Annotated in this window: 23 protein-coding genes and 2 pseudogenes; 16 read left to right on the top strand and 9 right to left on the bottom strand. The window is 60.2% G+C overall.

Going from position 1 to position 22,772, the window contains the following annotated elements; translation table 11 throughout:
* Positions 1 to 13: 13 nt before the first annotated feature.
* A complete protein-coding gene (locus I6L36_RS13680) occupies positions 14 to 1,342 on the bottom strand; it encodes an aspartate aminotransferase family protein (protein ID WP_045522440.1) in 1,329 nt (442 codons plus the stop codon).
* Between the two features lie 171 nt (positions 1,343 to 1,513).
* On the opposite strand from I6L36_RS13680, the gene I6L36_RS13675 reads away from it, so the two are divergent.
* The 6 genes from I6L36_RS13675 (at position 1,514) to I6L36_RS13650 (ending at position 6,705) form a co-directional block, all read left to right on the top strand.
* Positions 1,514 to 2,056 carry a cupin domain-containing protein gene (locus I6L36_RS13675; RefSeq protein WP_010672493.1) on the top strand — a complete coding sequence of 181 codons (543 nt, stop codon included), beginning with the start codon at positions 1,514 to 1,516 and terminating at the stop codon, positions 2,054 to 2,056.
* Positions 2,057 to 2,307: 251 nt separating this feature from the next.
* Positions 2,308 to 3,804 carry an aldehyde dehydrogenase gene (locus I6L36_RS13670; RefSeq protein WP_039039526.1) on the top strand — a complete coding sequence of 499 codons (1,497 nt, stop codon included), beginning with the start codon at positions 2,308 to 2,310 and terminating at the stop codon, positions 3,802 to 3,804.
* 124 nt (positions 3,805 to 3,928) lie between these two features.
* Positions 3,929 to 4,102 carry a hypothetical protein gene (locus I6L36_RS13665; protein ID WP_010672491.1) on the top strand — a complete coding sequence of 58 codons (174 nt, stop codon included), beginning with the start codon at positions 3,929 to 3,931 and terminating at the stop codon, positions 4,100 to 4,102.
* 122 nt (positions 4,103 to 4,224) lie between these two features.
* A complete protein-coding gene (gene rarD, locus I6L36_RS13660; RefSeq protein WP_053288962.1) occupies positions 4,225 to 5,121 on the top strand; it encodes an EamA family transporter RarD in 897 nt (298 codons plus the stop codon).
* 56 nt (positions 5,122 to 5,177) lie between these two features.
* On the top strand, positions 5,178 to 5,981 hold the full coding sequence (locus I6L36_RS13655) for an AraC family transcriptional regulator (protein WP_010672489.1): 804 nt from the start codon (positions 5,178 to 5,180) through the stop codon (positions 5,979 to 5,981).
* Positions 5,982 to 6,066: 85 nt separating this feature from the next.
* On the top strand, positions 6,067 to 6,705 hold the full coding sequence (locus I6L36_RS13650) for a LysE family translocator (protein WP_053288837.1): 639 nt from the start codon (positions 6,067 to 6,069) through the stop codon (positions 6,703 to 6,705).
* A gap of 53 nt (positions 6,706 to 6,758) precedes the next feature.
* On the opposite strand, the gene I6L36_RS13645 is transcribed toward I6L36_RS13650, so the two are convergent.
* A complete protein-coding gene (locus tag I6L36_RS13645) occupies positions 6,759 to 7,424 on the bottom strand; it encodes a chromophore lyase CpcT/CpeT (protein WP_174213892.1) in 666 nt (221 codons plus the stop codon).
* Between the two features lie 198 nt (positions 7,425 to 7,622).
* Here I6L36_RS13645 and I6L36_RS13640 point away from each other — a divergent pair, with 198 nt between their 5' ends.
* The gene (locus I6L36_RS13640) at positions 7,623 to 8,066 is read left to right on the top strand and encodes an SRPBCC family protein (protein WP_053288839.1); all 444 of its coding nucleotides are present in this window, start codon (positions 7,623 to 7,625) and stop codon (positions 8,064 to 8,066) included.
* A gap of 127 nt (positions 8,067 to 8,193) precedes the next feature.
* On the top strand, positions 8,194 to 8,850 hold the full coding sequence (locus tag I6L36_RS13635; RefSeq protein WP_053288840.1) for a DUF3313 domain-containing protein: 657 nt from the start codon (positions 8,194 to 8,196) through the stop codon (positions 8,848 to 8,850).
* A 60-nt stretch (positions 8,851 to 8,910) separates the two neighbouring features.
* On the opposite strand, the gene I6L36_RS13630 is transcribed toward I6L36_RS13635, so the two are convergent.
* The gene (locus I6L36_RS13630; protein WP_041212145.1) at positions 8,911 to 9,411 is read right to left on the bottom strand and encodes a DUF1993 domain-containing protein; all 501 of its coding nucleotides are present in this window, start codon (positions 9,409 to 9,411) and stop codon (positions 8,911 to 8,913) included.
* 290 nt (positions 9,412 to 9,701) lie between these two features.
* Between I6L36_RS13630 and ydfZ the strand changes: the two genes are divergently transcribed.
* Positions 9,702 to 9,899: a putative selenium delivery protein YdfZ gene (ydfZ, locus tag I6L36_RS13625; protein WP_039039534.1), complete on the top strand. Its 198-nt coding sequence runs from the start codon at positions 9,702 to 9,704 to the stop codon at positions 9,897 to 9,899.
* 105 nt (positions 9,900 to 10,004) lie between these two features.
* Here the strand turns inward: ydfZ and I6L36_RS13620 are convergent, their stop codons facing one another.
* A complete protein-coding gene (locus I6L36_RS13620) occupies positions 10,005 to 10,346 on the bottom strand; it encodes an SH3 domain-containing protein (RefSeq protein ID WP_042015222.1) in 342 nt (113 codons plus the stop codon).
* Between the two features lie 237 nt (positions 10,347 to 10,583).
* Here I6L36_RS13620 and I6L36_RS22280 point away from each other — a divergent pair.
* Positions 10,584 to 11,368 (top strand): annotated as a pseudogene (locus tag I6L36_RS22280) (hypothetical protein).
* A gap of 146 nt (positions 11,369 to 11,514) precedes the next feature.
* On the top strand, positions 11,515 to 12,408 hold the full coding sequence (locus I6L36_RS13610; protein WP_216986721.1) for a LysR family transcriptional regulator: 894 nt from the start codon (positions 11,515 to 11,517) through the stop codon (positions 12,406 to 12,408).
* Between the two features lie 116 nt (positions 12,409 to 12,524).
* Here the strand turns inward: I6L36_RS13610 and I6L36_RS13605 are convergent, their stop codons facing one another.
* Entirely contained in the window at positions 12,525 to 13,025 is a 501-nt protein-coding gene (locus tag I6L36_RS13605; RefSeq protein WP_254203438.1) for a hypothetical protein, read from the bottom strand.
* 185 nt (positions 13,026 to 13,210) lie between these two features.
* On the opposite strand from I6L36_RS13605, the pseudogene I6L36_RS22275 reads away from it, so the two are divergent.
* Together I6L36_RS22275 and I6L36_RS13595 are read left to right on the top strand one after the other, a co-directional pair.
* Positions 13,211 to 13,409 (top strand): annotated as a pseudogene (locus tag I6L36_RS22275) (hypothetical protein); the annotation flags it as partial.
* 80 nt (positions 13,410 to 13,489) lie between these two features.
* Positions 13,490 to 14,173 (top strand): hypothetical protein, encoded by a 684-nt coding sequence (locus I6L36_RS13595; protein WP_216986720.1) that lies wholly within the window; start codon positions 13,490 to 13,492, stop codon positions 14,171 to 14,173.
* Here the strand turns inward: I6L36_RS13595 and I6L36_RS13590 are convergent, their stop codons facing one another.
* Positions 14,174 to 15,124 (bottom strand): IS1595-like element ISKpn3 family transposase, encoded by a 951-nt coding sequence (locus tag I6L36_RS13590; protein ID WP_216986719.1) that lies wholly within the window; start codon positions 15,122 to 15,124, stop codon positions 14,174 to 14,176. It abuts the gene before it with no gap.
* A 103-nt stretch (positions 15,125 to 15,227) separates the two neighbouring features.
* Here I6L36_RS13590 and I6L36_RS22270 point away from each other — a divergent pair, with 103 nt between their 5' ends.
* Together I6L36_RS22270 and I6L36_RS13580 are read left to right on the top strand one after the other, a co-directional pair.
* Positions 15,228 to 15,515 carry a GAF domain-containing protein gene (locus I6L36_RS22270; protein ID WP_216986718.1) on the top strand — a complete coding sequence of 96 codons (288 nt, stop codon included), beginning with the start codon at positions 15,228 to 15,230 and terminating at the stop codon, positions 15,513 to 15,515.
* 69 nt (positions 15,516 to 15,584) lie between these two features.
* Positions 15,585 to 15,824 carry a hypothetical protein gene (locus tag I6L36_RS13580; RefSeq protein ID WP_053288842.1) on the top strand — a complete coding sequence of 80 codons (240 nt, stop codon included), beginning with the start codon at positions 15,585 to 15,587 and terminating at the stop codon, positions 15,822 to 15,824.
* A 737-nt stretch (positions 15,825 to 16,561) separates the two neighbouring features.
* Here the strand turns inward: I6L36_RS13580 and uvrD are convergent.
* From uvrD to I6L36_RS13565, 3 genes are all read right to left on the bottom strand, one after another.
* Positions 16,562 to 18,733 (bottom strand): DNA helicase II, encoded by a 2,172-nt coding sequence (gene uvrD / locus I6L36_RS13575; RefSeq protein WP_053288843.1) that lies wholly within the window; start codon positions 18,731 to 18,733, stop codon positions 16,562 to 16,564.
* A 68-nt stretch (positions 18,734 to 18,801) separates the two neighbouring features.
* Positions 18,802 to 19,263 carry a hypothetical protein gene (locus I6L36_RS13570; protein WP_124244684.1) on the bottom strand — a complete coding sequence of 154 codons (462 nt, stop codon included), beginning with the start codon at positions 19,261 to 19,263 and terminating at the stop codon, positions 18,802 to 18,804.
* Positions 19,264 to 19,267: 4 nt separating this feature from the next.
* Complete coding sequence (locus I6L36_RS13565) at positions 19,268 to 21,196, bottom strand: hypothetical protein (RefSeq protein ID WP_152952593.1); 1,929 nt, start codon at positions 21,194 to 21,196, stop codon at positions 19,268 to 19,270.
* A gap of 567 nt (positions 21,197 to 21,763) precedes the next feature.
* On the opposite strand from I6L36_RS13565, the gene I6L36_RS13560 reads away from it, so the two are divergent.
* Positions 21,764 to 22,762 carry a BMP family protein gene (locus I6L36_RS13560; protein WP_041212138.1) on the top strand — a complete coding sequence of 333 codons (999 nt, stop codon included), beginning with the start codon at positions 21,764 to 21,766 and terminating at the stop codon, positions 22,760 to 22,762.
* The last annotated feature ends 10 nt before the right edge of the window (positions 22,763 to 22,772 follow it).

The raw sequence follows: 22,772 nt of genomic DNA, 5'->3' as shown, positions 1-22,772 counted from the left end.
TGTGATGTGGGGGTCAGTCCTGGGCCTGCAGGGCGTCCTGCAGCAGGGTGAAGAGATCGTCGATCTGGCTGCGCTCGATGATGAGGGGAGGCGACAGGGCGATGATGTCGCCGGTCACCCGGATAAGCGCCCCCTTCTCGAAACAGCGCACGAACACCTCGTAGGCCCGCTTGCCCGGTGCATCGGGCATGGATTCGAGCTCGATGCCCGCCACCAGGCCGTAGTTGCGCACGTCCTTCACGTGCTTGCAGCCCTTGAGGGAATGGGCAGCCTCCTCCCAGTAGCCCGCCAGCTCGGCTGCCCGGGTCAGCAGATTTTCGCTCCGGTAGATCTCGAGGGTGGCCAGACCCGCCGCCGCCGCCACCGGGTGACCCGAGTAGGTGTAGCCGTGGAACAGCTCGATGGCCCCCTTGCCCGCCGCCATCATGTCGTCATAGATATGGTTTTGCACCAGCACGGCCCCCATGGGGATGGCTCCGTTGGTGAGCCCCTTGGCGCAGGTGATCATGTCGGGGATGACGTCGAACTCCTGGGCGGCGAAGGGGGAGCCGAGGCGGCCGAAACCGGTGATCACCTCGTCAAAAATCAGCAGGATGCCGTGTTTGGTACAGATCTCCCGCAGCCGCTTGAGATAGCCCTTGGGGGGCATGATGACCCCGGTGCTGCCGGCGATGGGCTCGACGATGACCGCCGCGATGTTGCTGGCGTCGTGCAGAAAGACAATCTTCTCCAGTTCATCGGCCAGGGTGAGGTCTTCTGCTGGCAATCCCTTGGTGAACGCATTTTTCCCTATATTGAGGGTGTGGGGCAGATGATCCACCCCGGTCAGCAGGGAGCCGAACCACTTGCGGTTGCCGGGAATGCCCCCCACCGAGATGCCGCCAAAACCCACCCCGTGGTAGCCGCGCTCGCGGCCGATGAGCCGGGTACGGGTCCCCTGGCCGCGAGCCCGCTGCCAGGCCAGTGCAATCTTGAGCGCGGTGTCCACGGACTCCGATCCGGAGTTGGTATAGAAGACGTGACCGAATCCCTTGGGGGCGATCTCCACCAGCCGGTTGGCCAGCTCGAACGGCAGGGGGTGGCCCATCTGGAAGGTGGGGGCAAAATCGAGGTGGGAGATCTGCTGGGAGACCGCCTCGGCGATCTCGCGCCGACCATGGCCTGCGTTGCAACACCAGAGTCCGGCAGTGCCATCCAGTATCTTGCGGCCATCCTCTGAGTGATAATACATCCCCTCTGCCGACTTCAGGATGCGCGGCGCCGCCTTGAACTGCTGGTTGGCGGTGAACGGCATCCAGAATGCGGACATGTCGGGGGTATTGATGTCGCTGACAGGTTTCATGGTCACCTCATCCTTAAGGCGTTTAGTAACACCCGGCTAATGCCTATTAAATTAAACACCTGAATCCATAAAAAAGGGCTTTTATCGCCCGGCTTGGTGTCACCCCTCAGGGGTGGTATAAGATATTTAACACAATTTTAATAATAGTAAACAGTCAAGGAGTGTCTATCGATGGATATCGGTCACCGCCTCAAGGCGGTTCGCACCAAGGCGGCCCTCTCCCAGCGCGAGCTGGCAAAACGCTCCGGTGTGACCAACGGCTTTATCTCCCAGATCGAGAAAAATCAGGTGAGCCCCTCGGTGGCCTCCCTGCGCAAGGTGCTGGAAGGCATCCCCATGTCATTGGCCAGCTTCTTCACCGACGAGACGGAGATGGATTCCGAGGTGATCTTCCGTGCGGACGACATGCCGGATCTCGGCACCCACCCCATCAGTTACCGTTTGGTGGGTCACAGCCGCGCCAACCGCGCCATCGGCATGATGCAGGAGATACTGCCCCCGGGCGCCGACACCGGTGACGACATGCTGAGTCACGAAGGGGAAGAGTGCGGCATCGTCATCCGGGGTCAGGTGGAAGTCACGGTAGGCGAGCAGGTTCACCTGCTGGCACCGGGGGATGGCTACTACTTCGACAGCCGCACTCCCCACCGTTTTCGCAACGTGGGGGATCAGGAGTGCGTGCTGATCTCGGCCAACACGCCCGCCAGCTTCTGACGGGCCTTTTCCCGGAACAGCCCGCCGGGATCCACCCCTGCCCGACCCGGGGATCAGGCCCGCGACACGGGCTCCCGCCCCGCCGCGCGACCCCCGACACCACAGGCCAGGGCGCCCGGTGTGACCCGCCGTTGGCCCGGGTTGTTCGGGAACAGTGTTTAATGAATTGTTACAAGATGGATTTACAAGCGGCAGGATGTTTAGCATATTGATACGCGGAGACTGACTTTCTGCCGGTTCAAGGAGTGAACATGAGTGACCTGACCCTGGCCCAGTGGCAACACAAGGCCGCCCATCTGACCCTGCCCTCGCAAGCCTTTATCGACGGCACCTACCGGGATGCCGTCAACGGCGCCACCTTCGATTGCATCAATCCGGCCAACGGCCAACTGCTGACCAGGGTCGCCTCCTGCGACGCCGCCGATGCCGAGCTGGCGGTCAAGGCGGCCCGTGCCGCCTTCGACGACAAGCGCTGGTGCGGCCTCTCTCCAAAGCAGCGCAAGCTCATCATGCAGCGCTTCGCCGAGCTGATGCGCCTGAACCTGGTGGAGCTGGCACTGCTGGAGTCGCTGGATATGGGCAAGCCCATCGGCGACGCCATGGGGTATGACGCCCCCGCCGCCGCGAACTGCATCGCCTGGAACGCCGAGGCGATAGACAAGATCTACGATCAGGTCGCCCCGGTGGAAGAGTCCGCCCTGGCTCTGGTGACCCGGGAGCCCCTCGGTGTCGTGGCCGCCATCGTGCCCTGGAACTTCCCCCTGGTGATGGCCTGCTGGAAGCTGGGCCCGGCGCTCGCCACCGGCAACTCGGTGATCCTCAAACCCTCCGAGAAATCCCCCCTCACCGCCCTGCGCATCGCGGGTCTGGCGAAGGAGGCGGGCATCCCCGACGGCGTCTTCAACGTGCTGCCGGGCTTTGGTCACACCGTGGGCGAGGCGCTGGCCATGCACATGGACGTCGACTGCATCACCTTCACCGGCTCCACCAAGATCGGCAAGCATCTGGTGCAGTGCTCCGGGAAATCCAATCTGAAACGCGCCTTTATGGAGTGCGGCGGCAAGAGCCCCAACATCGTGCTGGCGGATGCACCGGATCTGGATGCCGCCGCCAGAAGCGCCGTCGGCGCCATCTTCTACAACCAGGGGGAAGTGTGCACCGCCGCCTCCCGCCTGCTGGTGCAAAACAGCATCAAGCCCCAATTCATGGAGCGGCTGCTGGCCCACGCCCGCGAATGGATCTCGGCCAACCCGCTCGACCCCACCACCCGCATCGGCGCCATGGTGGACCACATCCAGATGGAGCAGGTCCTCAACTACATCGCCATCGGCCAGCAGGAGGGCGCCAAGCTGCTGCTGGGGGGCAAGCGCACCCAGCCCGAGGAGGGCGGCTACTACATCGAACCCACCATCTTTGACGACGTGACCCCGACGATGCGCATCTTCCGCGAGGAGATCTTCGGCCCCGTGCTGGCGGTGACCGGCTTCGACACCCTGGAAGAGGCCATCGCCCTTGGCAACGACACCGACTACGGCCTGGCGGCCGCCATCTGGACGGCGGATCTCAACCAGGCGGTGAAAGGGTCGCGCGCCCTGCGCGCCGGCACCGTCTTCGTCAACAACTGGGATGGCGGCGACATGACCATGCCGTTTGGCGGCTTCAAGCAGTCCGGCAACGGGCGCGACAAGTCCCTGCACGCCCTGGAGAAGTACACCGAGCTGAAAAGCACCTGGATCCAGCTCGAATAACGTCATAAATGACGCTTATCAACAAAACAGGGGGAGAAATCCCCCTTTCTCATTTTTACTCTTTTATCCCCTCGCTCAATCGATATAATCGTCAAATAGCAAGCCATTAAATTTAAAGATAAAAATGCTGTTTTTTCTGGGAAGTGTACTGTTTCTGGTGGTGGGACTGCCGCTGTTGTTCTTCGTGCTGGGTCAGGGGGAAGCCTATGTCACCTGGGGCCCCTGGATCTCCGCCATCGCCCTCATGCTGTGGCTGCTGATGGACGTGGAGAAGATCCGCCGCGGGGGCGGTCGCTGAAGTCGCTCCTGCTGTTAAAATCCCGTCAGACCCATTTATTGTCTTCTTTCCCTGCAAAAGGATCGCTACACTGACTTTTTGCGATGTTTCCCGACATCCGCACTCCAGTGAAGGTTATCCGCATGCAACAACAGATCCAGCGTCAGGGCGTCCTCTATGCCCTCGGCGCCTACACCCTTTGGGGCCTGGCACCCATCTACTTCAAGTCCCTCTCCGCCGTGCCGGCCGCCGAGATCCTGACCCACCGCATGATCTGGTCCTGCGCCCTGCTGATGGTGCTGGTGCTGCTCGGACGCCAGTGGCACAAGGTGCAGGCGGTGCTGCGCCAGCCCAAGGTGCTGCTCACCCTGGCCTTCACCTCCGTCACCGTCGGCGGCAACTGGCTGCTGTTCATCTGGGCCATCAACAATGGCCACATGCTGGATGCGAGCCTGGGCTACTACATCAATCCCCTGTTCAACGTGCTGCTCGGCATGGTGTTTCTGAGCGAGAAGCTGCGCCGCCTGCAGTGGTGGGCGGTGGGGCTCGCCTTTGTCGGTGTCGCCGTCCAGCTCATCGCCTTCGGCTCCCTGCCCTGGATAGCCCTGGTGCTGGCCTCGAGCTTCGCCATCTACGGCCTCATTCGCAAGAAACTGGCCCTGGACGCCCTCACCGGCCTGCTCATCGAGACCCTGATCATGCTGCCGCCGGCCGCCTTCTATCTGTGGGGCATCGCCGACAGCCCCACCAGCCACCTCACCCAGAATGACTGGCACCTGAACCTGCTGCTCATCGCCGCGGGCGCCGTCACCACGGCCCCCCTGCTCTGCTTCACCGCAGCGGCCACCCGACTCAAGCTCTCCACCCTGGGCTTCTTCCAGTACATAGGCCCCAGCCTGATGTTCATCCTGGCGGTGACCCTGTATGGCGAGGCGCTGGCGCTGGACAAGATGATCACCTTCGGCTGCATCTGGAGCGCCCTGGTGCTGTTCAGCCTGGATGGCCTGCGCAGCGGCAAGCGGCGCCAGGAGGCCAGCTGAGGCGCCGGCGCAATAATCTACAAGCCAAGGGGCCGCTTTCGGGGTATCAATAGGGGATGAACGCACCCCAATCCCGCATCCACTACTGGCAATCCCGGCTGCTGCCGGGGGTTGAACTCTCCCACTCCCACCACAGGGAGTTCAGCTATGGCCGCCACGTGCATCTGGACTACCACATCGGTCTGGTGCAGCGGGGCGGCCAGAAGTTCATCCACAAGGGGAACAGCCACAACCTGGTGCGCGGCGAACTCTCCACCGTCAACCCGGACGAAATGCACGACGGCCTCAGCTTGCTGCCGGAAGGGTACGAGGTGCGGGTCTTCTCCATCGCCCCCGAGCAGCTGGCCCGCTGGCTGCCGGAACACCCCGAGCCCTTTTTCCACCAGGGATTGCAGAGCCGCCCCGACCTCTACCAGGGCTTTGCCCGCCTGCACATGCACCTGGACGGCCCTGCCCCCGACGGCCTGCTGGCGGAGAGCCAGTTGCTGGCCCTGCTGGGCGAACTGTTCCGGCTCGCCCCCGAGCGCCACGCCCTGGCGGATCCCCAGCTCAGGTTCCTGCGCGACCATCTGCTGGCCCGGCTGGACGAGCGCCACACCCTGGAGGACCTGGCCGCCCTGTTCGGGCTGGATCGCTTCGCCTTCCTCCGTCAGTTCAAGAAGAAGACCGGCATGACCCCCTATGCCTGGCTCAAGCGGCTGCGCCTCGAACAGGGCAAGCGCCTGCTCGGCAGCGGTCTGCCGGTGAGCGAGGTGGCACTGGCGGTGGGCTTCTTCGATCAGAGCCACTTCCACCACGGTTTTCGTCAGGCCTTCGGGCTCACCCCGGCGGAGTATCGCCAGCAGATGCTGCCCGCCTGAATCACCGCCGCTGCAATCTTTTACAATCTCCCGTCCCCCGTCCTGCCCCATGCTGTCACCTCCATACCGCTGTCGGAGGTCTTTTATGTTCACCAGCCTGTTTCTGACCCTGGGTCTCGTCCACCTCGTCGCCCTGGCGAGCCCGGGCCCGGATTTCGCACTCATCCTGCGCACCAGCCTGCACAGGCCCACCGCCCTCGGAGCGGCCCTTGGCATCGCCCTCGCCATCCTGCTCCACGCCACCCTGAGCCTGACCGGCATCAGCCTGCTGATCGCAAGCCAGCCCTGGCTCTTTCTCGCCGTGAAACTGGTGGGCGCCCTCTATCTGGGCTGGCTGGGCTGGGGGGCACTGAAAGTGGCCTGGCAGGGAAGCGGGGATCTGGCGCTGCGCGCCGGAGGCGAGCGGCCGGGCTGGCGCAAGGGGGTGAAGAGCGGGCTGGCCACCAATCTGCTCAACCCCAAGGCGATGCTGTTCTTCATGGGGCTGCTGGCCGCCATGGTGACACCCCAGGTGGATGGCCTGACCCGGGGATTGCTGATCCTGGAGCTGTTCCTGCTCTCCCTCGTCTGGTTCAGCGCCCTGGCCTGGAGCCTCTCCACTCCCCGCGCCCAGCACCTGCTCGGCCGCATCCAGCGCCCGCTCAACCTGATGACGGGCCTGCTGTTTGGCGCGGTCAGCCTCTCCATCCTGGTGGATCTGCAAGGGCACTGGCCAGCGGCCTGACCGGCACGTCCTTGTTGGCGGCAAGCAGGGAGGGGCCTTGACGGACGGCGCGACTACTCCCCGCGCCGCATCCCCTTGCGCAGGTAGACGTAACCCTCCCCCGGGCTGCCCCAGCGCTGATGGGCGCCGTTGTCATAGGCCCTGTCCAGCAGCCGGACACTGTCCGGGCCGATCCAGAGGTACTGCACCAGGGTGGTGGCACCGCCAAAATCGGTGGCGCAATGCCCGACCCGGGTCTGTCCTTTGTACTCCCCGCCCGGCTGGCGGGTCAGCCAGATCTCGCACCCTTCGCGCAGGGAGAGCTGCTGCGGAGTGAGGGAATCGAGCAGCTCGGGCTGGCGCCAGGCGCCGGCGAAATCCGTGGCCCTCGGCATGGTCAGCTCCGCCATCAGGATGCGGCCATCGGGCAGCGGGGAGAAACGGTAGATGCGCTGGCGAAACGGTCGCTGCGCCCGCTCGGTCAGAAACTGCTCCGCATAGACCCAGCGAAAGGGGCCCTCCCCGGGCCAGATCTCCACCAGTCGCAGCTCGGCACTGGTGAAGCGGGCATCGAAGGTGGCCTGCTCCTGGCTGGAAAACTCCCCCGAGAACCAGGAGAGCAGGGGCTCCAGCCTCCCCTGCGTGGCATGGGGGCCGGGGGCCGTCACGAAGGGGACGGGCGCCGCCCAGATCAGGCTGGCGTAAAACAGCCCCAGCAGGGCCGCCATCAGCTGTGTCATCGAATCCTTCCGAGTCGCTTGCATGGCGGCGATTATATGAGCGAACGGTGACAATAACCTCTATCTTGATCAACTCCTTGAAGAGAAAACGAAAAATCCTCTCTGCAGGCGAAAGGAGGCGACGCACCCCCGCAGGCCACGGGGATGACGGCTATCCTTGCTGCGACCCGTCCCTGTTGCCACCAAGAGGAGTCCCCCATGAACACAGTCACTCTGCATCGCGTACTCAAGGCCCCGCCACAGCGGGTATACCAGGCCTTTATCGAGCCGGACGCCCTGGCCAAATGGCTGCCCCCCCATGGCTTCACCTGCAAGGTGGCGGCGCTGGATGCCAGGGTCGGCGGCCAGTTCAGGATGTCGTTCACCCACTTCGCCAGCGGCCACACCCACGCCTTCGGCGGCGAGTATCTCGTGCTGGAGCCGGGCAAGCGCATCCGCTACACCGACCGCTTCGACGACCCCAACCTGCCGGGGGAGATGCAGGTCACCATCACCCTCACCCAGGTGCTGTGCGGCACCGATCTCGCCATCGAACAGGCGGGTATTCCGGCGGTCATCCCGGTGGAGATGTGCTACCTCGGCTGGCAGGAGTCCCTGATGCAGCTCGCCACCCTGGTGGAGCCCGAGATCCCCGCCGAGTGACCCGACACGGGGGCTCCCCCGGTGGCCCCCGCACAGATACCCTTTGTGAGAGAGGGGCCTGATCAGGTATCTCTGTGGGCAGGGCGGGCTGCGTCCTTGCAGCGACCATCCACCGCCAGGAGCCCCCATGAAACGAGTCTTGATGATGACCATGGCCGCCGCCCTGCTGGGCGGGTGCGCCGTGAAGAACCAGGTCACCCACAGCCTGCAGGCGATCCCGCTGACGGCCTTCCAGCAGAGTGAAAGCAACCCCAACCAGCGTATCTACAAGGAGCCCGGCGTGGATCTGCGCCAGTACCATCAGGTGCTGCTCGATCCCTTGCAGTTCATCCGCCAGGAGAACGGCCAGTGGTATCTGCTGACCGCCAACGAGCAGAACGAGATCGGCCGCTACTACCACGCCACCTTCCAGCGGGAGCTGATGAAGCAGGGCGTCAAGATGGCTACCGAACCCGGCCCCGGCGTGATGCGGGTGCAGGCGGCCATCACCAACTTCGACCTGACCCGGCCCGACCCCAAGCTGCGGGATCTGCTGCCCGCCAAGATCGCCATCAACGTCACCCGCGAGGTAATAGGCAAGGAGCCCTATCTGCTCAAGGTGGGCAGCATGGCCCAGTTGCTTGACGCCCAGAGCGGCAAGCTGCTGGTGCGGGTGATGGACGCTCGCGAGAGCCCGGACACCACCCACAAGGATTCCCCCATCACCGCCCTGGAGATGGAGAAGATGATCGATCAGTGGGCCGCAAGTCGCGCCAAGCAACTGGCCGACAACCTGGGGCGCTGAGCCGGGCCGAAAACGACAAAGCCTGCCAGGGGGCAGGCTTTGTCGTCGCTGAAGCACGGCTTATTGCAGGTTCAGACCGCCCAGGTAATCCCGCTTGCCCAGATCCACCCCGGCCTGGCGCAGCAGGGCATAGGTCATGGTGAGGTGGAAGTAGAAGTTCGGGATGCCGTACTCGTGAACGCAGCTATGGCCGTCCATCCCCTTGCCACCGGCCCAGTAGGGGTAGTAGTGGCCGCTCGCATACTGGCTGAAATCGGCGTCCAGCTTGCCTTGCAGATAGGCGATGGTCTTGGCCACGTGGGCGCGCAGATCCGCCATGGTCTTGGGATCATCCCCCAGCACCGGCGGCTCGCTCAGGCTGGCGGTGGCCACCACGGCGCGGGCGCTGTCACAGCAGATCAGCACCTGCTTGCTCAGGGGCAGCATGTCGACGATGAGGCGCTCATTGAAGAAGTTGTCCACGTTGAATTTCTTCGCCTCGGCGTGGGCCTCGGCCTTGGCCAGACACTGGTCCAGGTTGGTCAGCATCTTGATGAACTGGGCTGCGATATCACGATTCATAATGCACTCTCGGTTGGTTGAAGGCAGTAAAACGAGCGGCTCCACTATAGCGCATCCCCCTTGCAGTTCGAGCCCGAGGGGATGAAAAGCGGGGGCGTCCTCCTTGCCCTGCGACAGGCGGTGGCGATCACCGGCGGGCTGCGAGGCCAGCGCGCCATACCCCGTCGCCGCACCGAGTCCCTCTTTCCCCTTTTTTTGATCTGTGACAGGCATCTCGTTTTTCGAGGGGCGTAGTCTGGAGCCCGTTGCCCCGGCACGGGCCGGGGCACCCATCCCACAAGGAGAATGCCATGAAGATCTACGATCGAAACCGCAATGTGCTGACCCTGGGCCAACGAGTGATGATTGCCGCCACCGGCGCGGTCGACACCCTCAAGGAGGCGCACACCGACAACCTGACCCCCTATCAGGCGGAACATGAGAAGTGCGTGCTGCTGACAAACAGTCAGGAGCGCTACGCCCCCATCGAGTTGATTAGACTAGGCTGATCCCGTTTTCCGTCACCCTACTCTTTACAATTCACCCGGCCGCACGTCCGTCGCTGGCCGGGTTTCTCTCTCCGCTATCGACTCCTTCTCCGAGCCGCTGCCACCTTATGAGGGCGAGGCGATGCAGCTTGCCGGTATCCAGCCTGATTGCCCCGCTTCGTTGTGAACCCAGAGCCAGCCTGCCAGCTCCCGATCCACCCGTACCCGCTCCCCCACCGCCACATCCAGCTCCCGGGCGGTATAGTCCTGGCGCGCCTGCGCCTCCTCGGCGCTGATCGGGGTCAGCATGGACAGGGGCGCCCACCCCTCGTTGCCGTCTGCGGTAAAGGTGCGCACCCAGCCCGGGAACTCGTCGTCCTCGTGGCCGATGCGCACCCGCTCTCCGGCCCGAAAGGCGATGGGATTGGGGTAGCAGGTGTGGTGCGCCGTGGTGATCAACGCCAGCATTGTCTCGTCCTCCGACAGGTTCTGTTTGGTGACGCCCCGAGTCATACCACAAGCCGGGCCCCGTTGCGTTAACCGGGCTCACACCCTCTGGCAGAGGGCGATCTACCCCAGGGCGGGCCGACGGCTCTGATCCCCACGATTCATTACTATCAGTGAATTTTCATATCATCCGAGTGTCATTTCAGTGAACACATCACCGCCCTAGACTGCTTCTCGAACCTTAACGAGGAGTCTTGTATGAAACTCACCCCTATCCCGTTGCTGGCCGGCACCCTCGCCTCGGCCTTCTCTTTCAACACCTTCGCCGGTGGCATCGTCTCGGTGCAGTTCAGCGATGGCCGCCCCGCCGTGACCGGGGTCGAGGCGGTCAACAACGCGCTCAACCCCATCGGCGTCAACGTGGTCACCGTCGACATTCCCGACGCCGCCAGGCCGCTGCTCGCCGCCTCCCACCACCGCGCCCTGACCCGGGCGGAACACGGCACTCTGATTGCGGCCTTCAATCTGAGTCAGGGGGAGCTGCTGGAGCAGGCCAGGCTAGCAGGGCGCGAGCCCGCAGTGCCTGGGGGCGGCGTCGCCACCGAAGAGACAGGCGTCGGCCCCTACCCCAAGGTCTATGACCTGATGGCGCTGGACGAACGCACCCGCAGCGCCGTGCTCGGCTAATATGGCCGCATGCACGTCAACTCCGCCGAGGATGGCACCGATATCGACGAGGTGATGACGGTGGTCAGCGGCGGCCCCTTCCGCTGGGGCTTTACCCTCAAAGACGGCAGCATCGCCCGCTTCCAGATCGACAAGGTGGGCCTGGAGGACAAGGCCGTGCGGATCAGCTATCACGGGCTGGGCATGCACGCCGGGCTGATGGATGCAAACAGGGGCTGCTGGTGGCCTTCGCCCACGGTCCAAAAGAATTCACCATGCGCTACCAGGCCGACGTGCCCCACGCCAAACTGCTCGGCACCAACCCCTGGGCCGATGTCGGCATCAGCCTGCCTCCCGCACCGCTCAAGGCGCAATAAGCCACCGCGGCACAGGGCGGTCGGGTCAAGGCCCTGCCGCCCTTGTTGCGCCTCTCTGTTACCTGGCGCCCGATGAGCCGGAGACAGTGAATTCACCGCGCCATGATGGCACCATCGTTTACCAGTGGTGAATTATCGGGGGCAGTATGAACAAGATCACGGCGCTGAACGTCTTTCGCCGGGTGGTGGAAATGGGCACCTTCAGGGCGGCGGCGGACGACCTGCGCCTCTCCCAGGCGGCGGTCAGCAAGAACATCAACGAGCTGGAAGCCTTTCTCGGCATTGCGCTGATCAACCGCACCACCAGGCGGCTGAGCGTCACCGAATCGGGCATGGCCTATTACGGCCAGATATGCGCCGTGCTGGACAGCCTGGAGGCCGCCGACCAGTCCATCATGGCCGCCTCCTTCACCCCCAGGGGCAGGCTGAGGATCGGCATGCCCATGTCCTACGGGCTGATCCGGCTCAACCCCCTTGTCTGCGAATTCCAGCGCCGCTATCCGGAGATCGGCATCGAGGTGATCCTGAGCGACGCCTACATGGATCTGGTGGATCAGGGGCTGGATGTGGTGATCCGGGGGGCAGGCACCCTGGAGGACTCTACCCTGCGCGCCAAACCCCTGTGCGAGGTGCAGCGGGTGCTCTGCACCGCCCCCGACTACCTGAAGGAGGCGGGCCAGCCCGCCCACCCGGCGGATCTCAAGGGCCACAACTGCCTGCGCTACAGCCTCTCCTCCTCCCCCAACAAGTGGTTCTTCACCCGGGACGCGGAGAGCGTGGCAGTGGAACTGCCCCCCGCCAGCTTCTGTGCCAACAACGGCATCGCCCTGAAACAGGCGGCGGTGCAGGGGCTTGGGGTGATCCTGGTACCGGATGAATTCGTGTCGAACGAACTGGCGGACGGCTCCCTGGTCAGACTGCTCCCCGACTGGCAACCCGACCCCCACGCCCTGTTCGCCGTCTACCCCTTCCACAAGGAGCAGTCCCGCAACGTGCGGCTCTTTATCGAATTTATCGTCAAGGCGTTTCAGCCGAGGTAGGTCAGACAGGCGGGAGCTTGGGGTTTGTGCCTCTCGGCCACGATACCTGTATGCAGCGTGTAGGTTCGATTAGCGAAGCGTAATCGGACGTTCGCAGAATCGGTCGCTCCCCCTGGCTACCGTCCGTCGTCCAGGATGACGCCCCCTGCCTGTGTTGCCGATGTATCCGCAAATAGTCGCCTGCCAAGCTGGCGGATCAGCAGCAGCGGCGACAACAGGGTGAGCAGCAGCCAGTGGGTGTGAGGCAGGATAAAGGTCCAGATGATCTCGTGGGGCAGCCAGGTCGACGCGGTTGCCGTCATCAAGGCGATGTCATAGGTCTGCCACAACCAGAGCCCGGCAAAGAGCGGCAACAACAGCGGGCGGGGCGTCAGCAAAAACAGCGGCCAGAAGGCAGAGGCGAGCACGGCGCTGAACTCCAGCATGGCCGGGGCCAGCTCGGCAAAGGTCCGCCCTTGGAAGAAGCCACTCCATTCGAGAGACGTATCCTCGGCCAGTGCCGGCCACCAGGATGCGTATTGAAACAGGGTAAACGAAATCATAAACAGCAGGCTGGTCAGCAGCGCCAGCGCCGATTTTCGCAACAACCACAACCCCAGCCGGCGCAGTGTCGGCATTCATGTAGACATCAATGACTCCTATCTGGTAACGGGGCAGTATGCCTTGGCTGGTTTCAGCTTCAAAGCGGTACGCCATGTCCGTTAATTGTCGAAATATTGAATCCCGTCACATCGGTACCAGTCTGAGCGATTGCGTGTCAGCAAGGCCCCATGCGAACCTTTATTTGCCTTTCTTCCAACCAAAACAGAGTGCACCGGGCAGCCGCATCTCTTACAGGTCGGAGAACGACGCCACCCAGACTCTTAGTGCCGAGGGCGGGCAAAAACTGCTGCGTCTGGCAAGAGGTCAAGATGGGCCTGTTGATGGCCCGCTCCAAGCCGAGTCAGGTCAGTGAGGAAGAAGGCAAGCAAGGGGTGATGGAGAGCAAGTTGGTTAAGTGATTGAGTTTTAAAGCAAGGCGTAGTTATATCAGCTACGTCTTAGCTAGAAATTGATTTCTAATAGGGGGTTGCGTCGTTATATGGACCAAGAAAGAATTGAAAGTGTTCTTAAAAAGAACAAATATATTAATTCAAAGTTTACTGGTTATTTTATATCAACATTTAGCATATGGAACACTTGTTTCGCTCCAATTATTATTGGCCTTGGTGTTTCCTATGTTTTCTTATTTAAAGATGACTTATCAAAGCTTCATCCTTCATTTTTTATATTCTGTTTTGTTTTCTTGGTTGTTCATTTTTTGCTCTCCGTTGGATTTCATTACCTTGATAAGAGAAGTGATACAACTATAGAGCTTTCCGAGTTAGTGAAAAAATATAATAGCATATCTGATGATATTGAAAAAATTTATGAAAGAATGCATTTATCAACCTCGTTGACAGCAACACAAAAGTTAGTTATCTATCTAACAACATTAAAAGTTAATAGTCACATCAGGGATATGATCCACGGTAAACGAGATGGTTCACTTTCTGAAGAAACAATGGATAATAAACTGCAGGATTTCTTTGACACAATACTCAGCTATCTTTCCATACACAGAGAAGTGCTATTTAGTTTTGTTAGTGAATCTCGATACAACATAGCTCTCTATATATATGATAACCGCAACCAAGAGCTACAGGTAGCATCAAGACGCTGTGATGATAGAATTATTAGAAAAGATAGAAGTTGGAAACCTGGTTTTGGGCATGTAGGTTCCTGATTACCCATGACCCTCAGCCAGCTTCAAGAGCCGATATGGCATCGGAGGGCTTGCCACGACTGCATGCCCCAATTCAACCAACATGCTCTTGAGGTCAAAACGATGATTAAACCGGAAGCAGTATTCCGCAAGATGCCTTGGTAAATGCTTCGCTCCGAGCGTATGGCAACTGCCCCGCAGCGAGTTTTTCACATTTCCTATCATCGTGTTTACCCAGTTGAATGCCGGATGATCCAGCCAGTCCAGGTTGCCCCCGGTGACAACACCCAGGTGCTCACAATTGGCCTCCTTGACCGCTTTGAAACAGGCCAATCCATCGGATATCACCGCGCTGCCACTGGCAATATGCCGTTTTGCCCAATCAGCAACGGACTTGGTTTTGAAACCATCGACCACCGTCATCCGCATCTTGATTGGATGTCCTTCCTTGTTCAGGGCCACTGCTGCCACAAACGGCGTCTTGCCTGCCGCGCCCCGACCCCGTTTGCCACCACGGCGCTCGCCCCCCCAGTAGACATCATCGAGCTGAATGATGCCGCTGATGGGCTGCTTGTCATCGGACTCTTTCATGGCTTGCAGCAGCTTGTGCTTGAGCATCCAGGCGGTGTCATATTTGACGTCCAACTGGCGCTTTAGCTCCATCGCTGACAAGCCAGTTTTGGTCTGTGACAACAGGTGCATTGCCAGAAACCACTTGGTCAGTGGGAGCTTGGTGTTTGCGAAAATCGTGTTTCCAGTCAATGACATCTGGTGACGGCAGTGATTGCATTGCCACACACGTGGCCGCCTTCTCAGGCGACAACAGGTCTTGTTGGCACATTCAGGGCAGACAAAGCCGTTAGGAAAACGCCAAGTGAACAGCGCGTTTTCGCACTGAGCCTCAGTGCCATAGTCCTTGAGAAACTCAAACAGGCTGTAGCCTTTCTGGAATTGGATTTTGCTTTTGGCCATGATCTCGCACCTCGATAACTGTACGTAAGTTCAGTATAGTTCGTGGTAACTGACTGCTAATCATGGGTAATCAGGTGTAGGTTTAACACACTTACACAAAGAATTGAAAATATGCCCCGATATTACTAAAAGTAATGAACTGAAAATAACTAACCCATCAGATAAAAGAAATTATTGCTCTTTTATATCCGTCCCAATCCTAACATATAATGAAAGCAATTCAGACAATGAGTGTCTAGGAGTTCTTGTGTTGACAAGTGCCCAACCAGAACAATTCTCATTGGAAAGAGATAAAGATTTTCTACAAAATATAGCGTCACTTATTGCTGTGTATTTAGATGTTGCTATAGAAATATATACAAATCACGAAAATAATCAAAGCAAAAACTAGATTTAACTTTAAAAGTGTGCTAAATGATAGTGTGTCTATGTCAAAGAGATAGATAAGGAGGGGCCGAGAATGAACACGCTAAAAAAAAGGAAAATAGTGGGCTATGCCAAACTCCTAGTGCCCAAAGGAAACGAGCTTGATGGATATACTGTTTCCAACGAATTTGAAAAGACATTTTTCAAATATTCTTCTCAAGGTCTAGATAGCCAAGCGGAAGAAATGATGGCTGATTGGATATACAATAAAATTAAGCAAGAAGAAGATGCAATATTCCAAGGTATATCAAAACATCAAAAAATAAATATCTAGGCATAATTGAGTACTAATTGCTATCGCGATATAACGACTAACCCGGCCTAAAGCCGGGTTAGTGTATTTAAAAGACAAAAGAAGTCAGGCGCTTCCAGTCTGGAGCAGTCAGCGGCTGGCCACTTGACACCGACCCCCTCGAAGTTCAGCACTGTCCCTTCCCCGATTTCCGATGAAGCACCCGCCGGCCGAGCTTGATGCCGCTGGTCTCAGAGATCGTGCGACCCTCGTTCTGGCTAAAGTGACTATCCAGGATGCTTCTAAGCCAAAGGCAGGCACGGTATTGATCCCCCTCCAATCCACCGAGGATCAGAGACAACGTCAGGGACACCATCAGGGATGATGGCGTAGCCGCAGCCGGCACAGGGATGTGCCGTCTGCGGCGGCCCGTCCGACGTTGGCTCTGAACTGAGGGGACTGGCGAAGCCAGCGGATTGGCGGGGGAGAAGACCTTTGGTGACTTTGGGTCTTTCCAAAGTCACTCGCCCAGGCCCGAAGGGCGGGCGAAACCCTGTCGAGGGCCAAGCCCTCGCATCCTGCACGGCGCCAGCCGTGCCATCTGGTAAGCCCCGACACCATTTGCCAATGCCCCCTCATCCCCAACCCTTCTCCCGCAAGGGGAGAAGGGAGCAAAGACGATCTCGAGAACAAGCTCCTCTCCCACCATGGGAGAAGGAGGCAAAGACTATCTCGGGGATGATCCCCTCTCCCGTTGGGAGAGGGTCAGGGTGAGGGGATTAAAGCGCCTCCAATCTCGCGTAAGCCGTCACCAGCCACTTGGCGCCGACGTCGTCGAACTGGATCTGCACCCGGCTCTGCTGGCCGACCCCTTCGAAGTTGAGCACGATTCCTTCCCCGAATTTTGGATGGAGCACCCGCTGGCCGAGCTTGATGCCGCTGGCGTCGAAGCTCTGCTGCACCTCGTTCTGGCTGAAGCGGCCGTACTGGGTGGGGCGGCTGACTTGAGTGCGCAGCCGGATCTCTTCCAGACACTCGGCGGGCATTTCGCGGATAAAGCGGCTCGGCTTGTGGAACATCTCGCGGCCATAGATACGGCGGCTCTCCGCATAACAGATGTAGAGCTTCTCCATGGCGCGGGTCATGCCGACGTAACAGAGGCGCCGCTCCTCCTCCAGCCGGCCCGACTCCTCGGTCGATTGCTGGCTGGGGAACATCCCTTCTTCGACCCCGACCAGCAGCACCAGCGGAAACTCCAGCCCCTTGGCGCTGTGCAGGGTCATCAGCTGTACCGCATCGGCATATTCGTCCGCCTGATTCTCGCCGGATTCCAGCGCCGCGTGGGCGAGGAAGGCGGAGAGATCGCTCATGTCCTCCAGCTCGTCCGGACGCTGGTACTGACGGCAGGCGGTGACCAGTTCGTCCAGGTTCTCTACCCGCGCCTGGGATTTCTCGCCTTTTTCCGCCAGATACATCGCCTTGAGGCCGGAGTGCTGGATAGCGATATCCGCCTGCTGGTGCAGCGGCAGCAGGGAGACTTGCTCCTCCAGCGCGTCGATGAGATCCACGAAGCCGCGCACCGCATTGCCGGCGCGGCCGGTCAGCACCTTGTCGTTGAGCAATATCTTGGCGGACTGCCACAGGTTCTGGCCCTGATCCCGGGCGTTATTGCGCAGTATCTCCAGGGTGCGATCGCCGATGCCCCGGGTCGGGGTGTTGACCACCCGCTCGAAGCTGGCGTCGTCGCCACGGTTGTTGATAAGCCGCAGGTAGGCCATGGCGTCTTTGATTTCCTGGCGCTCGAAGAAGCGCAGACCGCCATAGATGCGATAGGGCATGGCGTCCTGCATCAGCGCCTCTTCCAGCACCCGCGACTGGGCGTTGGAGCGGTAGAGGATGGCGCAGTCGGCGAGCAAACCGCCTTTTTCCTTCCAATCCTTGAGACGGCCGACCACAAAGCGCGCCTCGTCCACCTCGTTGAAGGCGGCGTAGAGGGAGATCGGCTCGCCCTCGGCCCCTTCGGTCCACAGCTCCTTGCCAAGGCGCTCGGCGTTGTTGGCGATGACGCAGTTGGCGGCTTTGAGGATATTGGCGGTGGAGCGGTAGTTCTGCTCGAGGCGGATGGTCTCGGCGCCCTGATAGTCGGTCAGGAAGCGCTGGATGTTCTCAATCTTGGCGCCGCGCCAGCCGTAGATGGACTGGTCATCGTCGCCGACGATCATCACCTTGCCGGAATCCCCTGCCAGCATCCGCAGCCAGGCGTACTGGATGCCGTTGGTATCCTGGAACTCGTCCACCAGGATGTTCTGGAAGCGATCCCGGTAGTGCTCGAGGATGTGCGGCTTGTTCAGCCACAGCTCGTGGGCGCGCAGCAACAGCTCGGCAAAATCCACCAGCCCGGAGCGATCGCAGGTCTCCTGATAGGTCTTGTAGATCTGCTGATAGGTGCGGGTGACGGGGTCACCGTAGAGGTCGATGTCGCCGGGGCGCAGCCCCTCGTCCTTCTTGCCGTTGATATAGCCCATCACGGCGCGCGGGGCCCAGTGCTTCTCGTCGAGGTTGAGCGCCTTGAGCACACGGCGGATCAGCCGGTACTGGTCGTCGGAGTCGAGGATCTGGAAGTCCTGGGGCAAGCCCGCATCCAGATGGTGGGCCCGCAGCAAGCGGTGGGCGATGCCGTGGAAGGTGCCGATCCACATGCCGCGCACGCCGTCGCCGATCACTTTCTCGACCCGGCCGCGCATCTCGGCCGCCGCCTTGTTGGTAAAGGTCACCGCGATGATGGAGAAGGGTGAACAGCGTTCCACCTGCATCAGCCAGGCGATACGGTGCACCAGCACCCGGGTCTTGCCCGAACCGGCACCGGCCAGCACCAGCAGGTTGCAACGGGGGGCCGCCACCGCGTCTCTTTGCTTGTCATTGAGCCCGTCGAGCAGGGTTGAAACGTCCATCACCACTCCTGTTTATTTATACAGGCGGGGATTATACGGCCTGAGCCGCCAGAGACCAACCGGCAGGATCAACGAAGGGGGCGGTGATAGTCCCGGTATTGGCCCAGTACCTCACCGGAAAAGCTGAGCAACCGGGCGCGGGGGGCATCCAGCACCTGCTGGACGGGATCAAATCGCAGTGAAGCGGCCAGCATGCGGCCCTCAGGCAGGGTCACTTCCGTGTTCCCCATCACCAGCATGCCGTCCTGATAATGCCCATGCTCGAAGCGCACGATGACGTCATTCACCATCAAGGTGCCCTGCTTGAGCTGCAGTGATGCTCGTTGCATCTCTCGCAACGCAAACAGACTGGACAATGACGGACGCCCGCTGGGCATCCGCTGCAAGTATTCGTGGGTGGTCAATTGATATTGCAACTGACCCTGACGATCGAAGACACGCTCCCGATAATCGGTGTAGCGCGTCAGCATGCCGGCAGCCTGTGCCACCGGCATCCACAACAGGAGCGCCCCCGTCAGGAGCGCTCCCACTGGTTTACAGCTGATCGGCACAGCTGACCTTGTTGTCATCCAGGTCGGTACAGGAGACGAAGACCTTGTCAAAGGTCGACCCGGCCACCGGCGTCATCTGGGTTGACCAGTCATAACCCACCCCCTTGGCATAGATGGCGGTGTGGCTCTCCTGATCTTCCTGCATCCAGCCGATGTACTTCAGTGCGCCGCGATCGCTCTGGGCAAGTGCCTTGAACTCGTCGCTCGTGATGAGACACATGGGCTCTCCCATGGCCTTGGACAGCTCGGCATCCCGCGCCCCCACGGCGCCATCACAGCCGCCGGTCACCTTGATGGTCATGTCACTGCGATCCAGCATCTCATCGAAGAACGGCAGCACATTGATGTTGTACTTCACCCCCACCTCTTGAGGCTGCCAGCCCATGCCGGTATTGACGTATCGGGTCTCGACGCTTTCCCACTGGATAGTGGGCACAGTGCCTGCAAAGTGGTTCGCCAGCTCCTTGAGAGTCGCGGCATTGGCCTCGATCTCATCCTGGGTCAACGACTCGTCCAGCTTGCTCTGATCGATGGTCAGAGCGAGGCTCACCGCATCCTTCAACTGCGACTTGGCCTTGGCCAACCGTGCTTTGGCATCGTCGGTCAAACGGAAGAAATCGGCGTGCGCCACCAGCGCATCCGGCTCGATTTCCTGCTGACTGAACTGGGTCTCGAAGGTGCTGCTGCTCTCTTCATAGGTGGTGGTCAGCTGCATGCCCCAGGTGTCCTTGATGTGCATACGCGGCAAGATCACTTCTTCCTGCTGGGTGACATAGGCGCTGTCCGGACCGTACTGGTAGGAGGCGACGATGTTGAGGGCCGATGCCATCGCCATCGCCGAGGCCCGCAGGGCCTTGGCACCGTCGAGGTTGAGGGTGACGGTATCGTCATCGCCATAGGTGGCGCTGTAATCCGGATCCTGGATATCGGCCAGGGCAGCCGCGACGTTTTCCAGGCTGTCGGCATAGGCGCCCATCAGCTTGGCCACGTCACGGGTATATCCCTTGCCACCTTTGAGCGCCACGGAGGCGGTACCGGGAGTATGGATGATGACATCCATCACCTTGGCCAGGCTGGTGCTGTAACCACTGCCAATGGCGGACGAGGTGAAGCCCAGGCGTTCAGCCACCACGGGGTTGTTGGTCACCTCCAGCATGGTCAGCATGGCCAGCACGATCTGGCGATCGGCCTTGCCGCTCTCACCGGTCTCGGCCTGCAGGGTCTCCTTGTACTCCTTGAACTTGCTCTCGACGTCCAGGTTTTTCAGATCGGTCAGTCCCTGCAGATCGCTCAGCACCTTGTCGACCGCCACGGAGCGGCCATTGACGCCAGCCAGGGTGGCGGAGAGGTGGGCTTTCGCCGCAGCCAGAGAGACGACGGCTTTGGTGAGGCCCGCTGTTTTCAGCGCCTCAACCAGGGAGGTGTTGAAGGCGTCATCGCTACCCAGTTCGACGATCCCCAGTTGCGCGACCTGCGCCTTGTCGAGGGTGATGCCGTTCTCCGGATTGCTGTCGCTGTCGAGCGTCTGCAGCAATGCCGCAATGCGGATCGCTTTCTCCTTGTCGTCACCCGCCAGGGTGTAAGGGGTCACCAGCGAGTTGCCCGCCTTGAGGGTCACCGCCCCCAGGCGTTGGTTACCCAATGCGAATTCGCAGGTGTCGCCATCATCAAACAGGAATTCACCCTTGGCATTGGTGACACCGGTGTAATCGTTGCACCGATAGTCGAGGCCACCCACGACGGAATCCAGGAAGACGGCAGTGTGAAGAGGCTTGCTGCCGGTGTCGGTGCCACCGCCATTGTTGCCACCATTGCTGCCGCCACCGTTATCGTCACCACCGCCCCCGCAAGCGGTCAACATGACACCGGACAACACACAAGCCACTGCCATACTCAGCACGTTCTTTTTCATTTTTATCACCCGAACAAATGTAAAAAATACGCCCCCATCCCGGGGGCCAAGTTAACCCGGGTATAACCTAGCGTACTCATATGACAAACACCAATACATTTCCATATGAACGTGCTTGCCATCACGCAGGCCCCGAACGAGCAGGAAAAACGGCCACAGACGACGGCCCTGGGAGGGAAAATAGCCACCCATCTTGGGCTGTCACACCCGGGGCGGATCTCCTGGCGATCAGCCAGCCCGCCCGCCAACGTGGCGTCGATGAGGCCGCAGGGCTGGTGCCGATGGAAGCCAGTTTTTTCATCAGGGGAGGAAAACGGTTGCGCCTAACGTCATGAATCCAAACACAAATGTCGATCGAGCCCTATTAATCACGGAATTTAATTCTGCAAAAACACCATAAAACAAACACTTATAAGGCAATTTGCTTATATTTCAAACCGTTAACGCAAACGTTTTTCCTCTATGATCCCCTTGACCAACGGGCTGGCTCACTTACAGTTAGCCAGCGTGCTTTATGACCTGCCAAGACAGGTTGTGGACCCTCACATAACAATCAAGGATACGATCGTGACTAAAGTGCTCAAGCTGGCCACCGTGGCCGCCCTCACCCTCGCTGCCCTGTCCGCCCAGGCAGCCTCCGAGCCCGCCGTCATCTATGACACCGCAGGCAAATTCGACAAGTCCTTCAACGAAGCCGTGTTCCGCAACGGTGTCGAAGTCTACAACAAGGACAAAGGCGTCAAGGTCAAGGAGTTCGAACCCCAGAACGAAGCCCAGCGCGAGCAGGGCCTGCGTCGTCTGGCCAGCCGTGGCAACGGCCCCATCGTCGCCGTCGGCTTCAACATGGGTTCCGCAGTAGAGAAGGTTGCCACCGAGTTCCCGAACACCCAGTTCACCATCATCGACATGGTGGTCGACAAGCCGAACGTCCAGTCCCTCATCTTCAAGGAGCATGAAGGTTCCTTCCTGGTGGGTGCCCTGGCGGCCATCGCCTCCAAGACCGGCAAGGTCGGCTTCGTGGGCGGCATGGACATCCCGCTGATCCGCAAGTTCCAGTGCGGCTATGAGCAAGGCGCCAAGTACATCAATCCGAAGATCGACGTCTATCAGAACATGACCGGCTCCACCCCGGCAGCCTTTGCTGACCCCGCCAAGGGTGCAGAACTGGCCAAGTCCCAGTTCGCCAAGGGCGCCGACGTGGTCTATGCCGCCGCCGGTGGCACCGGTATCGGTGTCTATCAGGCTGCCAAGGACGAAGGCAAGCTGGCCATCGGTGTGGATTCCAACCAGAACCACCTGCAACCGGGCACCATGCTGACCTCCATGGTCAAGTCCGTGGGTCTGGCCGCGTACAAAAGCTGGGATGACGCCGCCAAGGGCAGCTGGAAGCCGGGCATCCAGTCCCTGGGTCTGGCCGAAGGCGGGGTTGACTGGGCGCTGGACGAGAACAACGCCAAGCTGATCACCCCGGAAATGAAAGCCAAGGTCGAGAGCATCAAGGCCGACATCATCGCCGGCAAGATCAAGGTGCACGACTACATGAGCGACAACTCCTGTAAGTACTGATCCTGCAAAT

Source organism: Aeromonas sp. FDAARGOS 1406, from assembly GCF_019048565.1.
In the GTDB taxonomy this organism is placed as follows: Bacteria; Pseudomonadota; Gammaproteobacteria; order Enterobacterales; family Aeromonadaceae; genus Aeromonas; species Aeromonas caviae.
Note: the sequence above shows the minus strand (reverse complement) of the source record. Positions and strands in the feature narration are given on the sequence as shown.